Source organism: Cyclobacterium sp. 1_MG-2023, assembly GCF_030546805.1.
Lineage (GTDB): Bacteria > Bacteroidota > Bacteroidia > Cytophagales > Cyclobacteriaceae > Cyclobacterium.
On the sequence record NZ_JAUOPC010000004.1, the window covers coordinates 172,232 to 187,656 of the forward strand.

General features: G+C 37.3%; 14 protein-coding genes. 12 read left to right on the plus strand and 2 right to left on the minus strand.

What is annotated here, in order from left to right; translation table 11 throughout:
• The first annotated feature begins 502 nt into the window (after nt 1-502).
• From Q4534_RS07430 to Q4534_RS07460, 7 genes are all read left to right on the plus strand, one after another.
• Nucleotides 503-1,318: a MotA/TolQ/ExbB proton channel family protein gene (locus tag Q4534_RS07430; protein ID WP_014021353.1), complete on the plus strand. Its 816-nt coding sequence runs from the start codon at nt 503-505 to the stop codon at nt 1,316-1,318.
• 60 nt (nt 1,319-1,378) lie between these two features.
• Nucleotides 1,379-1,708, plus strand: coding sequence for a hypothetical protein (locus tag Q4534_RS07435; protein ID WP_303612532.1), 330 nt, complete (start codon nt 1,379-1,381; stop codon nt 1,706-1,708).
• Nucleotide 1,709: 1 nt separating this feature from the next.
• Nucleotides 1,710-2,348 carry a biopolymer transporter ExbD gene (locus tag Q4534_RS07440; RefSeq protein WP_303612533.1) on the plus strand — a complete coding sequence of 213 codons (639 nt, stop codon included), beginning with the start codon at nt 1,710-1,712 and terminating at the stop codon, nt 2,346-2,348.
• Between the two features lies 1 nt (nt 2,349).
• A complete protein-coding gene (locus Q4534_RS07445; protein WP_303612534.1) occupies nt 2,350-2,811 on the plus strand; it encodes a biopolymer transporter ExbD in 462 nt (153 codons plus the stop codon).
• Nucleotides 2,812-3,186: 375 nt separating this feature from the next.
• Nucleotides 3,187-4,608 carry a rhodanese-like domain-containing protein gene (locus Q4534_RS07450; RefSeq protein ID WP_303612535.1) on the plus strand — a complete coding sequence of 474 codons (1,422 nt, stop codon included), beginning with the start codon at nt 3,187-3,189 and terminating at the stop codon, nt 4,606-4,608.
• Nucleotides 4,609-4,829: 221 nt separating this feature from the next.
• Nucleotides 4,830-5,411 carry a YeeE/YedE family protein gene (locus Q4534_RS07455; protein WP_303612536.1) on the plus strand — a complete coding sequence of 194 codons (582 nt, stop codon included), beginning with the start codon at nt 4,830-4,832 and terminating at the stop codon, nt 5,409-5,411.
• Nucleotides 5,412-5,438: 27 nt separating this feature from the next.
• Nucleotides 5,439-5,930, plus strand: a complete 492-nt coding sequence (locus tag Q4534_RS07460; RefSeq protein WP_303612537.1) for a DUF6691 family protein — start codon at nt 5,439-5,441, stop codon at nt 5,928-5,930.
• 112 nt (nt 5,931-6,042) lie between these two features.
• Here Q4534_RS07460 and smc read toward each other — a convergent pair whose 3' ends face one another.
• Nucleotides 6,043-9,603: a chromosome segregation protein SMC gene (gene smc, locus Q4534_RS07465; RefSeq protein ID WP_303612538.1), complete on the minus strand. Its 3,561-nt coding sequence runs from the start codon at nt 9,601-9,603 to the stop codon at nt 6,043-6,045.
• Between the two features lie 485 nt (nt 9,604-10,088).
• On the opposite strand from smc, the gene Q4534_RS07470 reads away from it, so the two are divergent.
• Nucleotides 10,089-10,550, plus strand: a complete 462-nt coding sequence (locus Q4534_RS07470; RefSeq protein ID WP_303612539.1) for a polymer-forming cytoskeletal protein — start codon at nt 10,089-10,091, stop codon at nt 10,548-10,550.
• Nucleotides 10,551-10,670: 120 nt separating this feature from the next.
• Here Q4534_RS07470 and Q4534_RS07475 read toward each other — a convergent pair whose 3' ends face one another.
• Nucleotides 10,671-11,210 carry a hypothetical protein gene (locus Q4534_RS07475; protein ID WP_303612540.1) on the minus strand — a complete coding sequence of 180 codons (540 nt, stop codon included), beginning with the start codon at nt 11,208-11,210 and terminating at the stop codon, nt 10,671-10,673.
• A gap of 353 nt (nt 11,211-11,563) precedes the next feature.
• Between Q4534_RS07475 and Q4534_RS07480 the strand changes: the two genes are divergently transcribed.
• From Q4534_RS07480 to Q4534_RS07495, 4 genes are all read left to right on the plus strand, one after another.
• The gene (locus tag Q4534_RS07480; RefSeq protein WP_303612541.1) at nt 11,564-12,007 is read left to right on the plus strand and encodes a hypothetical protein; all 444 of its coding nucleotides are present in this window, start codon (nt 11,564-11,566) and stop codon (nt 12,005-12,007) included.
• A gap of 49 nt (nt 12,008-12,056) precedes the next feature.
• The gene (locus Q4534_RS07485) at nt 12,057-13,253 is read left to right on the plus strand and encodes an Nramp family divalent metal transporter (protein ID WP_303612542.1); all 1,197 of its coding nucleotides are present in this window, start codon (nt 12,057-12,059) and stop codon (nt 13,251-13,253) included.
• An 83-nt stretch (nt 13,254-13,336) separates the two neighbouring features.
• Entirely contained in the window at nt 13,337-14,353 is a 1,017-nt protein-coding gene (locus tag Q4534_RS07490) for an NAD(P)-dependent oxidoreductase (RefSeq protein WP_303612543.1), read from the plus strand.
• 10 nt (nt 14,354-14,363) lie between these two features.
• The gene (locus Q4534_RS07495) at nt 14,364-15,425 is read left to right on the plus strand and encodes a dihydrodipicolinate synthase family protein (protein ID WP_303612544.1); all 1,062 of its coding nucleotides are present in this window, start codon (nt 14,364-14,366) and stop codon (nt 15,423-15,425) included.

Genomic DNA, 15,425 nt, shown 5'->3' on the forward strand with positions numbered 1-15,425 from the left:
AATAGGCTTAAATCTACTATCGGAATTCAGGAGATTTTCAAGGGTGAATTCTGTATTGAGCTACCTATGAGTTTGGGATTAATTCAACCTAGAGCAGGTATTTTTCTTTACTTTTTACAGAAAATAGCAGGGTTAAGGTAAATATTATTGGTGTTAAATGTTTGATTTTTAGTCGTATAGGCTTATATTAAGAAGTGATTTATTTGCGTTTTAACTTTTAAATAGTTAGTTTTATATAAGTAAAGGCTTGCCGTTATATATTAGATGAGGGTTTCAGCGTTTATGAAAATGAGTATTTTTTTTTCTTATATTGCAAATTAGAGAACAGTAGGAATTTCAAGGGCTTAGCCCATGTTAAATGAATATTACTTGAGGATTTGCGACAAATTCTTAGAAATTATAATGGAATCATTTGCAATTTGAGCCGAAAAAATTATAACTTTAAAAATCAATTTAAAATTAGAAACCGTTCAACCTTTAAATGTCTATTAAAAACTACACTATGAAAAAGTTAATCGCTTTGTTCATGCTTTTCGGAATTTTATTTGCTCCGATGATCACAAAAGCACAAGAAGAAACAGAAACAGAATCAGAAGCTGATACTACTGAAGAGGCCGCACCGGTAGAAGCTGCTCCGGCCCCAGCTCCAGTTATGACTGATGATGACATCGTTGCCGAAGAGCAATCTTTCCATCAAGTTATAAAAGACAAGTTTATTGAGGGTGATCCTACCTTTATGACACCAGTATTATTGTGTTTGATCTTAGGCTTGGCTGTAGCTTTGGAGAGAATCGTTACCTTAAACCTTTCTACTACTAACACAAAGAAATTATTGGCCAAAGTAGAGAATGCTTTAGATGAAGGCGGAATTGAAGCCGCAAAAGATGTAACCAAAGGAACTAGAGGTCCTGTAGCATCTATCTTCACACAAGGTCTAATGAGATACTCTGAGGGTATTGAAATGGTAGAAAAATCTATCATAGCTTACGGATCTGTAGAAATGGGACGTTTGGAAAAAGGTCTTGTTTGGATATCTCTATTTATCTCTTTGGCTCCTATGTTAGGTTTCATGGGTACGGTAATTGGTATGATTGGTGCCTTTGATTCCATTGAAGCTGCCGGTGATATTTCTCCATCTCTTGTTGCAGGTGGTATTAAAATTGCCCTTTTGACCACAGTTGCAGGTTTGATCGTTGCGATTATCCTACAGTTGTTCTACAACTATTGTGTGGCTAAAATTGATTCTATCGTAAATGATATGGAAGATGCTTCCATCAGTTTAGTAGACATTTTGGTTAAGCATAAATTGACTAGATAGTTCTAGTCAATTTAATGTTTTTCAATAAAATGATTTATTCACTTATATATTTAAGATAAAATGGATACTACTGATATATTCTTATATGCAGGGTACTTACTAGTTGTTATCGGATCGATATTAGCTATAATTATGCCATTGATCAGTTCCTTAGGAGACCCTAAGAGCCTTTTAAAAACCCTCGTAGGAGTGGTTATAATTGCTGCTGTATTTGGAATAGCTTACTCTAGCGCTAGTGGTGACGTAGCTGCAAAATATATGGCTGACCCATTCAATATTACTCCGGAAGGAGCTAAAATGGTCGGTGGTGTATTGATAACAGTCTATGCCCTGTTTTTACTTGCAATTGTTGGGATTGTAATTACAGAAATTAATAAAATAATTAAATAATATGGCTAGCAAGAGAGGTAGAATGGCTCAGGAGGTAAATGCAGGATCGATGGCAGACATCGCCTTCTTGCTCCTTATCTTCTTTCTCGTGACCACAACCATTGCTTCGGATAAAGGGATTATGAACATCCTTCCTCCCAAGCAGGATCCTAATCAACCCCCACCAGAGGTTGAATTAAATGAAAGGAATATTTTTAATATTCTTATCAATGCAAATGATGATCTCTTGATCGAAGGGGAGTTTAGAAATGATTTAAATGGTCTTTCTGACGAAATTAAACGATTTATTCTGAATTTCGGAAATCCTGATGAAGATGCTATCACCTTGTTTAATAGTTTGCCTCCTTCCTTGAAAGGATTGGCAGATCAAAGCCCTGAATCTTCAGATCACCCTATGTCTGGTGGTGCGGTAATCTCAATTAAAACCAATAGAGGTACTAGCTATGAGACTTACTTGGAGGTTTTGGATTTAGTAAAACAGGCTTACTTCGAGATTTATGGAGAGCGTGTAGGGCTTACAGGAGAAGAGTATAGAACCCTGTCAGGGCAGACGCCTGCTGAAAAGGAATTAATGGACAGAGGAAAAGAAAATATTCCAATGGCTATTTCCATTGCTGAACCTGATAAAACCGGAAGCTGATATGTCAAAGTTTAAAAAGAAAACCAAAGCGGATACCAATATTCCAACTTCGGCATTGCCTGATATTATCTTTATGTTGTTGTTTTTCTTTATGGTAACAACAGTATTAAGAGAACAAACAATATTGGTTGAGCAAAAGATCCCACAGGCGACTCAATTACAGAAGATTCAAAAGAAAACTTTGATTTCTTACCTGTACATTGGAAAACCTAAAAACACTTCATTATATGGTTCTGAACCTAGGTTGCAAGCCAATGATGTGTTGATTAATACTTCAGACCTTGTCCTTTGGGTAAACCAACAAAAAGACAACCTTTCTGAAGCTGAAAGAGACCAAATTTGGATTTCTCTTAAAGCCGATAGGGACGTCAAAATGGGACCAATAAGTGACATTCAATTTGAACTAAGAGAAGCAGATGCTAGGAAACTTATGTATGCTTCTGTAGGTAAAGTTGAAAACTAAGTATAGGATTTTATAAGTTATTACGAAAGCTGTTTCTGCGGAAACAGCTTTTTTTTTGCCTATTTTTTCTTTTTCGTTTTTATAGAATCGATGCCTCTACTCATTACCAACTTGGATTTTTTTCTAAATATTCGATAGCTTTTTGCTTGTGATGGATAGAATCCACGTTTTATTTGGGTTAATTCCTTGTGCCCCTAGTTGCCTAAATACTAGATTTTTCAAGTAAATATTGCCTATTTTTTGGCTCCATTGAACGGATTAGCCTATTCTATATGTTCTGCTTTCATCATAGCAGTACTTGTGTGACTAATGTCATATTGGAATATAGATTTCCCTCGTAGTTTTATGCTATCATTAAATGAATTGAAATCTACTATGAAAATAGAACAAATTTATACCGGTTGTTTAGCTCAAGGAGCTTATTATTTAGAGTCTAATGGGGAAGCTGCAATTATTGATCCATTGAGAGAAGTTCAACCCTATATTGACAAGGCCCAGCAAAATGGCGCCAAAATCAAATATATTTTTGAAACTCACTTTCATGCTGACTTTGTTAGCGGCCATATGGATCTGGCCAAAAAGACCAATGCTTCTATAGTATTTGGCCCTACAGAAATGGAGTTGGGTTTTGATGCCACTGTTGCTCAGGACAACCAAGAATTTATCCTTGGTAAAAGTAAAATTAAAGTACTTCACACCCCGGGACACACCATGGAAAGTGCTGTGTTTCTATTGATCAATGAGGAAGGAAATCCCGAAGCTTTATTTACAGGTGATACCTTGTTTATAGGAGATGTTGGAAGGCCTGACCTTGCTCAAAAAGTTGTTAAAGACTTAACGCAGGAAAAGTTAGCCGGGCACTTGTACGATTCCTTAAGGAATAAAATAATGCCTTTACCTGATGATTTGATTATCTATCCGGCACATGGTGCGGGCAGCGCTTGTGGGAAAAATATGAGCAAGGACACCAGTGATACCTTAGGCAACCAAAAGAAAACAAATTATGCTTTGCAGGAAATGAGCAAAGAAGAATTTGTTGAAAAAGTATTGGATGGACTTACACCACCACCTGCCTATTTCCCTCAGAATGTAATGATGAACATTCAGGGTTATGACAGTATCGACGATGTGTTGGAACGTGGTCAAGAAGCCCTTGATCCTGAAAATTTTGAATACCTCGCCAACCAAACCGGAGCAATAATCCTAGACACCAGAGATCCGGAAGTTTTTGCTGAAGGGTTTGTACCCAACGCTATTAATATCGGAATCGATGGCAGCTTTGCGGTGTGGGTAGGTACCCTTATACCTGATGTGAAACAAGAGCTTTTGATTGTAGCCGATGAAGGCAGGGAAGAGGAGGTCATTACCAGATTGGCACGAGTAGGTTATGACCATGCCTTAGGTTTTCTTAAAGGTGGTATGATTGCTTGGGAAAAAGCCGGAAAAGAAATAGATACCATTCCATCAATTGACGTGGAAGAGTTAAGTGAACTTTCTAAAAGTGCTCCCGAAAATATTGTCCTGGATGTTCGGAAAGCAAGCGAGCACTTTAGTGAACATGTTATAGGTTCGATAAATGCTCCCTTGGATTATATCAATGAGAGCATGAAAACCATAGATAAGGACAAAACCTATATGGTGCACTGTGCAGGAGGTTACCGGTCCATGATTTTCAGCTCCGTTCTAAAGGCTAGAGGTTATGACAACTTGATCAACGTAAAGGGTGGCTTTGCTGCTATTAAATCATCCGAAAAATTCCCTGTCAGTGATTATGCTTGTCCAACAACTATGTTATAAGTAGGCCAATGCCTGTGTTTCATATGGCTTAAATACTAGAGGGTGCACTATTAACTATTTAGCACCCTCTATATATTGTCTTAATTAACCCATCATTATCACAAATATAGTAGTAGGTGATTTCATCGTATCATTATGAAGTGTTGAAGGTACCTGAAAGTATCCTATATAAGCGTGAGGGTGATTTTAATTCCTTTTGTAAACAATAATATTTTATACTAATGAATGAGTTCTTGAATTGGGTCAGTCAACCCTGGCCTTGGTATATAGCCGGACCTATGATAGGTCTTACTGTACCGATACTCTTGATAATAGGAAACCGATCTTTTGGTATTTCTTCTTCCCTAAGACATGTTTGTGCGGTTTGTGTGCCGGCAAAAATCCCCTTCTTTCAATACAACTGGAAAGAAGAAATCTGGAATTTGATGTTTGTGACAGGAGTGTTTTTAGGAGGTGTAGTGGCTGCCTTATTTTTGTCAAACCCGGAAACAATTGTCATTGCTGAAAGCACTCAAAGGGATTTGAGAGCATTGGGTTTAACTGATTTTAATAGTCTTTTGCCTGCAGAAATATTTAGCTGGGAGCATCTTTTAACCTTAAAGGGTTTCTTTTTCATGGTTGTAGGTGGCTTTTTGGTTGGTTTTGGTACAAGGTATGCTGGAGGATGTACTTCAGGGCATGCCATAATGGGCATAAGCAACCTTCAATGGCCTTCTGTAGTGGCTACCGTTTTTTTTATGATTGGCGGGCTGGTAATGACTCATTTATTACTGCCTTTCATTATGACTTGGGTAGGCTTTTAATTCAAATAAGAATATAAATTTATTGACATGTTAATAAAAGAAATTGATCAAAGAGAGATTGAAAAAAACAATGGCTCAAAGGACAAAGTTAAGCAAGGGGAATCAGGCTTGGCTTTATTAAAATACCTTTTTGTGGGGCTTTTTTTCGGGATTATTTTCGTAAAGGCAGAGATTATCTCATGGTTTAGGATTCAGGAGATGTTTCGATTTCAATCCTTTTATATGTATGGGGTAATCGGTTCAGCAATTCTTGTTGGCATGCTCTCCATTCAAATAATCAAAAGATTTTCAATTAAAACCATTAATGGGGAACCTATCCAAATTAAAGATAAGAAGTTCAATAAAGGTCAAATTTATGGGGGCTTTATCTTTGGACTTGGTTGGGCCGTAACCGGAGCTTGCCCCGGACCATTGTTTGCCCAGATTGGTACAGGTTTTACTGTAGTTTTCGTTTCCTTAGTAAGTGCAGTGGCAGGTACTTGGGTATATGGCAGGTTTGCCGCTAGTCTCCCAAAATAATAGAGAACAAGAACAAACGGATCAATAGGTTTATCCTTCCATGGGAATACCTATTGGTCCCTTTCTCGAATGCTTGCCACAAAACAATAGAAAATAATGAGCTAGGGTAAGCCTATCTTTGAGAAGCCTCTTCATCCACCAATTCTCTCAAATCTACCGGTACCACTCTGGAGACTCCTGCCTCTATCATGGTAATACCATAAATGATATCAGTGCTCGCCATGGTTCGTTTGTTATGGGTGACAATGATAAATTGAGATTCATTCGAAAATTTCTGAATGATCTGGTTAAATTTATCAATGTTGGCATCATCCAAAGGGGCATCAACTTCATCGAAAATACAAAAAGGAGCAGGCTTTAGCAGGTAAATGGAGAACAGTAATGAAGTTGCTGTTAAAGTTTTTTCACCCCCTGAAAGTTGATTGATCGTCAAAGGCCTCTTTCCTTTAGGTTTAGCAATTATTTCAATGGTACTCTCTAAAGGCATTTCCGGATTGGTAAGCTTCAAATCACAGTCGTCCTCTTCAGTAAAAAGAGAACGGAAAACTTTCACGAAGTTTATTTTTATTTTTTCAAAAGCATCTATAAAAGTCTCCTTGGCCACCTGATCAATCTCTTTGATGGTCGACATTAAGGAATCCTTGGCTTGAATAAGGTCTTCCTTTTGAGCGGTAATGAAGGTGTGACGTTCCTTAATTTCGTCATAAGCTTCCATTGCCATGGGGTTAATAGGCCCCATTTTTTCTAATTTTGATTTGGCTTTTTGGACTTCTTCTCTTAATACTTCTTCAGATTTTGAAGCATGTTCATCGTCCAAATCATGATTTTCAGCCATTATCTCATCCAGGTCCAACTCAAATTCTACGCTTAGCCTTTCCTTTATTCCGCTTAGCTTTAAATTAATTTCATTGGTTGTTTGCTTCAGGTCCATCAAAAGGGCATCAGATTGCTCTTTTTTCCTTTGGATTTCTCTAATGGCTTTTTCTACTTCATCAATTTCTCCCCTTGCTGCATAATAATCTTTTTCGGCATCATTTACTCCGGTTTCAATACTGTCTTTCTCCTCATACAGTTCTATGAGCTCATCGTCCTTTACTTCATTATTGTCAATCAAGGTCATGATTTCTTGCTCCGTTTGCCCCATATCGGCTTGGGCCTTTTCAATCCTCTCCTTACTGCTTTCGTAAGTGCTCTTTTTGAAACTTATTTCTTGTTCAATACTTTGAAGTTTATTTAATAGTTGATGGTAGAGGATGTTTTCTTCATTGTATTGCGAGGAGCGGTGGGAAAGTTCTTCCGCATCCTCCTGCAATTCAGCATTGATATTGTTTATTTCTTCTTCCAGTAGATCGAAGTCTTCTTTTTCTTCCTTTAATTTTGGGCCGATATTTTCTAGTTCCTCAGTGAGGGTGAAAATCTTGTCCTCAATATCTTCTTTTTTATTGGCATTGGAACTTAGCATTTCTGCCAATTGCTCCTTTTTTGTTTTAATTGAAACAAAGTCTTGGTTCAATTCATTGACCTTAAGCTGTTTTTCTTCAAGCGTTTGTTTGAAGTTAACTGCTTTTAATTTAGATAGCTCAGCCGTTTTTTTATCAAGGTTAGCCCTGGTCTCATTAATTTTTTTCTGGAGTACTTTTATTTCTTTGTCTAGTTTTTCCAGATTTTTTGCCCGACCTATCCTCTTACCTTCAAACAGGCCTACAGAGCCCCCGGAAATTGTAAATTCTCTATCGATAAATTTCCCGCTCTCAGTAATGAAAATTCCCTCTTGAGATCTTGGTACTTGGTGGATGTCTCCTGAAAAGATGTAGACATCATCTAATAGATAGGCAACTAGTGGTGCATACTTTGAATCATATTCTATTATTTCGGTAGCAGCTACTGCATCGGGAAATAACTTGTTTTGACTGGGCCTAAATTTTTCAAATCTTTCTAATACAAAAAAATGAGCCTTCCCTTTGCCTGAATCACTTAATAGTTTCACTGCAGCAATCGCCTCTGCATCATTGTCCACTACATAATAATTCATGTAGTTTTCCAAGAAATTTTCTATGGTTACCCGATACTTTTCATCTGTAGTAATAATGTCAGACAACAAAGGCATGTTTTTGCCCCATTGACTGTTTTTTCTTAGGAATTTTATCGCCTCCGGGAACCCTTCAAGGTTGTCCACCAAGGATTTTGTCAGCTGGTACTCATTGCTTTTTGCATCAAGTTTTCGGTTGATTTGGGTAAGTTCTTCTCGAATCAATTCCTGCATTCGGGAGGTCTCTTCTTGCTTGGCCAAGTGCGCAGCTTCCTCTTTTTTTAATTTTTCAAAAGCTGCATTTTCCTCGTCTAATTGACCTTTTATTAACTGTAGTTTTTCTTCAAAACCAGCCAAATTTTCTATCTGGCTGTTGTCATCTGTTGCAGTTTTTTCCAACTCCTGTTTGATGGTTGTGAGTTGGATTTGCTTGATCTCTTGACTTTTTGATAATTGGTACAATTCATCTCGTTTTCGAGAATATGTACTTTGCATGACTTTTTGTTTTTCGAGGGAGACATTGTGTTGGGCCTTTTTTTCCTCGTATACAGCTTTTAACTCTTCTACAGAATGTTCTTTCTCTTGGGTAAGTTTTTCAGAAATCCGATGCTCCTGTTCCAGTGATTTGATACTGAAACCCGCCCTTTCATTGCTTTTTTTATCTTGCTCAATCTGCTCTCTCAGCTGGTGAGACTTGTCTTGAAGAAAGCGGAGCCTTTCATTTTTTATTTTCTTATCACTTTCAAACTGCCGGATTTTATGAACATGTTCATTTAAGGTTTTTTGCCTACTTCCAAGTAGTTTCTCCTTATGGATCATTTCAGCTTTGAGGTTTTCCAAGAAGGCGTCCTTGTTTGCTAGTTCCGCATTAAGCTGTACTTTTTGATCATTTTCTTGTTCTAGTTTTTGGTTGAGGTTTATTAATACATCTCGTTGATGAATTACCCCTTTTTTGGCAAGAGCAATGCTGGCAGATTTGTATCCTTTCTTTATTTCAAAATACCGTGTAGCCTGCCGGGCTTGTTTTTCTAAAGATTTTAAGTTTTTTTCAATTTCAAAGAGGAGGTCTTCCACCCTGTCCAGATCTGCATCCGTATCTCCTAACTTCTTTAGGGTTTCTTTTTTCCGAGTTTTGAATTTTGAAATACCTGCAGCTTCCTCGAATAAATCTCTTCTTGAGTTGTTTTTGTCATTCAGTAATTCATCGATCATTTTTAACTCTATGATAGCATAGCTATTGGAGTTAATTCCTGTATCCATGAAAAGATTTGTAATGTCTTTTAATCGGCAGGTGATGCCATTTAGCAGGTATTCACTTTCTCCTGAGCGGTAATACCTTCTTGTGATGGTGACGTGGGTGTATTCTGTTGGTAATAAATTTTTGGTGTTTTCGAAGGTGAGGGATACCTCCGCCATGTTGAGCTGTTTCCTATTTTTAGTTCCATTAAAAATTACATTCTCCATTTTATCAGAACGAAGCATCCGGGTTTTTTGCTCTCCTAGTACCCACCGGATTGCATCAACCACATTTGACTTGCCACAACCATTAGGGCCTACTATCCCAGTGATTCCTTTGTCAAAGTGGATCATTACTTTGTCACCAAAACTTTTAAAGCCTCTGATTTCTAATTTGGAGAGTTGCATGTATTCAATTTAATCCTAAACAAATTTAACCTAAACCATTCAATATACAAATGTGTTTAAGTTGAGCTTTTAATAGTTTTTGTTTTAGCTAAAATTTCTGCCATAAGATTCTTTTTAGAATATCTACGCTCAAGCGCTTTTTTAGGAAATTTAGGGTTTGCTTTTCCCTGAGGATGAAATATTTGGGAGGTTTCCTGATAAAAGTAGCCCTACTTTCAACTGATTTTTATTTTTTTTGACGAAAATTAGCGATAAGAAGTTGTAGTGTTTTGTGAAATAAGAAAGGCAGATTATTGTTGAATTTGTTTAACTAGGAAATGTATATAATAAAAGCGTGATTTAAATTTAATTTTTGGTTATTTTTATTAAATCATCCTTCCATTTAAGATGTTGTGATATTTCACCAAATTTTATTTTATTTACATTCACCTACCAAATAGGGGAGTAGGTGCTTACTCCCCTTAACTCCCTAGCCCACCAACATCATGAAATCAAAGCTTCGCCCTTCAGAAATTGTATCCTTTTTTTCTAGTGGTTTTCACTTAGAAGGAGATATTACTGCCGAAAATGATATTAGAATAGAAGGTGAGATTCGAGGTAAAATTTGTACTAAAAAGAAGGTTATTATAGGAGAAAGTGGAAAGGTGTTGGGGGATATTGAAGCAGCTTATATAGTATTACTGGGAGAAGTGAAAGGAAAGGTTGTCGCTTCAAATAGGCTGACCATAGGGAAAAATGCCTTGTTCCAAGGTATGGCCTACACGGATAATATTCAAGTGGATTTTGGCGCAAAAATGGAGGCCGGAATACAAAAATTTAGCAAGCAGGTTGTAGGAGAAAATTTACAGTTGACTTCTAAGGTTGGTTCCATTTTAGAGCATACCCTAAAGAACAGGATTGCTCCTAAAGATCAAGATTTGGATCCTGCCATCGCCTCTGTAAGTTAAGTTGGAATCTGTTAAATTAAATCTCAATCTTTAGTAGGTGCTGCCCAAGGGACGCAGGGGTTTGCGGTTCAAGAGCGTCTTTTCCCTTTAAGGAACAATCAGGCTTGTTCTAAATAACTTTTAATTACCAATTGGTGACAATGTTTTGTCAAAATTTTGATTCGTTAAAACCATTTTTGAAGCCAAGCTGACAATATTAACCATGTCCTTATATTTTGGGATATCTCCATTGACAATGTATTGGGTATTCCCCTTTTGATTGATAAAATAAATTGGATTATCAATCTTTATTTTCATGGAGAGTTTCTGTTCCAAGTCTTTTTTCAAATCATTCATCGGTTGATAAAAAATCGGGAAAACCAAATAATCATCCAGTTGAGAATTAAGCCAGTTGATGGCATACAAATGCTTCTCAAATGAATCAATATTGAATCCAATGAGGTGATAGTTGAGTTCCTTTAATTTTGTCAAAGCTGTTATTAGTTTGTTCCGATCATCATCAGTTTTTGGAATTAACTCAAATGGATTGGTGTAAATAATAATTCTTTGGTCCTTGATTAATGACTTTAAATTAACATTCCCATAACGTGTTTTGACCATTAAATTAGGGCAAGCAATTTCTTTTTCTATGGGGTAGGGGTTTAGCGGTGCAGTTTTCATGGTAGGATTCAGGTTTTATGACAACTATAATTTGTATTTAAATATTATTATAATTTAATCAATTTATTTTAAATAAAAGAAGAAAAATTGAAAATTTAACATTAGTTGACTAAAGTCATATTATGTTAAAATAAATTTCATTTTTTTTGCCATTTTGTAAGGCTTTGATCAAGATCTTTTGGTTTAATTTTTAAGAAAACCATTGAACCTTTTTATTTGATCCCTGTCAAAAAAATAGCCTGATACCGGATTATTTTTGTAATTTTAATTTCAAATTACCACTGAGGTTCATGGACGGTAGCACGGTATTATATTTATTAGCAGTAATAATCTATTTTATTTATACTTCTTTTGTGAAAAAGAAACCTGAAGAGGAGTATGCTGAAAAGGAAGGAAATGAGCAAACTCCCAATCAAGGGCCTTCTTTTGAGGAGTTGTTGCGAGAAATACGAAAAGATCAAACAGAAACAGTCCCTGAAGAAAATAGAGATGAATGGACTAAAGAGGTTTCTGATCATGATTATTCTGAAGATATACGGGATGAACAGGCTACCGAGGAGGAGGTTTTTATACCGGGAGAAAAAACACATACCAGTGCTTATCGAAGTATCAAACAGCCCTTGGTAAAGCTTGATGATCAAGTTGATCTAGAAGACAATAAAAAGATTTTAGGGGAGGTTGTAGATGTAGCAGGCGAATATACGGTAGGAAACAAGTATGCTAAAATTTTGAAAAACCCGGAAACCTTAAAAGATGCGGTGATATTGACAGAGGTCTTTAACAGAAAGCATTTTTAATTTTAACCACACAAATAATTCACATTTAAAATTTGCATAAATTATACATATGATCCGTCGTTGGTTTAAATCTTTAGGTCCAGGACTTATTACAGCTGCTTTGGTTTTTGGTCCCGGTAGCCTTACCATTACTTCTAAATTAGGTGCAGTCTATGGCTACAATTTGCTTTGGGTAATTGTAGTGGCAGCACTCTTAATGTTAACTTTTACAGGCATGGGGGCAAGGATAGGCTTGGCTTCTGAGCAATCCCTTATCACTTTGTTTAGAAAAAAATGGGGAAATGCTGCAGCCTTAATTGCCGGAATAAGCATTTTCTTTGTTACAGCTGCTTTCCAAGCAGGGAATACTGTTGGTGCAGGATTGGCACTTTCAGAGTCTCTTGGGCAAACCAATGGTTTGTGGATTGTGGTGATCTCATTGATGGCCATTTCGTTGATGTTTTTTAAATCCTTTTATAAGATTTTAGAAAAGGTAATGATGATTATGGTAGGGATAATGTTAATTTCTTTCCTTTTTACCCTGATCATTGCACCACCAGTTTGGTCTGAAGTATTGGCAGGGTTGAAACCAGGTATTCCACAAGGTTCATTTATTTTGGTAATCGCTTTGGTTGCGTCAAGTTTTTCTATCGCAGGGGCTTTTTACCAATCGTATTTGGTGCAGGAAAAAGGTTGGGCGAAGAGTGAATCTACAGATGCCTTGAGAGAAAGTTATACCGGAATCGTTATTTTAGGTCTTATCTCGTCAATGATTATGATTAGTGCAGCAACTATCTTGTACCCTAAGGGGGTTACCGTCACCTCCGCCGGAGATATAGGAATGGCATTAGAACCTGTTTATGGGAAATTTTCCTTTATGGTTTTCATGATCGGTTTGTTTGGGGCTTCCTTCTCCTCACTTTTGGGAAATGCAAGTATAGGTGGTACACTGCTTTCAGACGCTTTGTCTTTGGGAAGGAACTTAAATGGTACTCCTGTTAAAATTTTAATTACACTGATTATAATAATTGGGGCGTCAATAGCCCTAATATTTGGGAGGTTACCACTTGAGCTGATTGTATTTGCTCAGGGAATTACCATTTTCGCAGTGCCTTTTATAGGATTAGGTCTGTTTTTAATTGGTAACGATACCAGCATAATGGGCTCTCTGAAGAATAATAAATTCACTAATATTATTGGTGTAATTGGCTTATTGGTGCTATTTACTTTGGCATTTAGCAATGCCTATTCTTTGTTTATTGCATAAAAAATAACTTATGATACGGATTTTTCTTTTAGGCGAACAGGTTTAAGAGAATGATCAAACCACTAAAATTTACTATTGAATCAATGAAATCTATTGAAGAGTTAGAAGAAATTCTTAGCAAGCCTACAGCAGGTTTAATTAAGGACATCAAAGAAATAAAAGGGGACATCATTATTTTAGGTGTAGCCGGAAAAATGGGGCCTAGCTTGGCGAAACTTGCCAGCAGAGCCGTAAAAGAAGCCGGTATAGAAAAAAAAGTAATAGGCGTTTCTCGATTTTCTGATGATAGCCTAAGGGTTGATCTTGAAAATAATGGGGTAACCTGTATAGCTGCTGATTTATTAGATGACGAAGCATTACAAGCTTTACCTGACGTTGCGAATGTTATCTATATGGCAGGTAAAAAGTTTGGTACTACAGGTCAGGAGCACTCCACTTGGGCCATGAATGCCTACTTACCGGGAAGGGTTGCTACCAAGTATAAAAAATCAAAAATCATCGTGTTTTCTAGTGGAAACATCTATCCATTTGTACACTATGCATCCGGTGGTGCTTTGGAAGATACTCCACCGGAACCAATTGGCGAATATGCACAATCCTGCTTAGGAAGAGAGCGTGTATTTGAATACTTCAGTCATCAATACAACATCCCTATGTTAATGTATAGACTCAATTATGCCATTGATCTGCGTTATGGAAACCTCTTGGAAATAGGTAAGATGGTAAATACAGAAAAACCTATCAATTTAAGGAGCGGGCATATGAATGTAATCTGGCAAGGAGATGCGAATGAAATTGCCATCCGTTCATTGTTGCATACCAGCAGCCCCCCTAAAATACTTAATGTCACCGGTCCAGAGACAATTAGTATCCGACAAGTTGCGGAGAAATTTGGTAAGTTATTGAACAAAAAGCCCGTCTTTGAGAATGAGCCGGAGCCCAAAGTTTTATTGAACAATGCCTCTCTCTGTCACCAATTATTTGGCTACCCTTCTGTTTCTTTGTTGACAATGATTGAGATGACGGCACAATGGATTCAGCAAGATGGTGCCACATTAAATAAACCAACCCACTTTCAGGAAAGAGAAGGAAAATTTTAATTATAAAATAATGAGTAATATAAATCCCGCAATCAGGCAATTATTACATGATGGGACCGTGATACCTGCCCATCCATTGGCTTTAAATGCAGAAAGAGAACTTGACGAGAAATACCAACGTGCATTGTCTCGCTATTATATCGCTTCCGGAGCCGGAGGAATGGCAGTGGGTGTACACAGTACCCAATTTGAAATTAGGGAAAAGAAATATGGACTTTTTGAGCCGGTATTAAGAATGGCCATGGAAGAAGTCAAAGCAGCTGCCATCACCAGACCTTTTGCAATGGTGGCAGGTATTGTAGGTGATACCAATCAGGCAGTAGCTGAGGCTTCTTTGGCAAAGGACTTGGGATATGACCTAGGTTTGCTTAGTGCGGGCGGCTTGGGAGATTGGTCAGAAAAGGATTTGATTAAAAGAGCAGAAAAAGTAGCAGAGGTGATGCCTATTTTTGGTTTTTATCTTCAGCCATCTGCCGGAGGCCGACTGTTGAGCTATGATTTCTGGAAGGATTTTGCTGATATTCCTAATGTTCAGGCCATTAAAATGGCTCCTTTTAACAGGTACCAGTCATTGGATGTGGTTAGGGCCGTTTGTTCTTCTAGTCGACATAAAGAAATTGCCTTGTATACCGGAAATGATGACAATATCGTGGCAGACCTTCTTACGCCTTTTACCTTCATGGTCAATGGAGAAAAAATCACTAAAAGAGTGGTTGGTGGTTTACTGGGGCATTGGGCAGTATGGACCACTAAAGCTGTTGAACTTTTGGAGAAGATAAAGGAATGCCGTGACAACAACCTTTCTGCCATGCCGGAATTGCTTGAGTTGGGCGTTCAAATAACAGATTCCAATGCAGTTATTTTTGATCCAAAACATCAATTCAAAGGATGTATCCCCGGTATCCATGAAGTACTGAGACGACAGGGCTTACTTCAGGGAACTTGGTGCCTCAATCCAAATGAAGTACTTTCTCCCGGCCAATCAGAAGAAATCGACCGGGTCTATGAAGCTTATCCTTGGTTGAATGATGATGCCTTTGTGAAAGAAAACCTTCAAAACTTCCTTTCATAG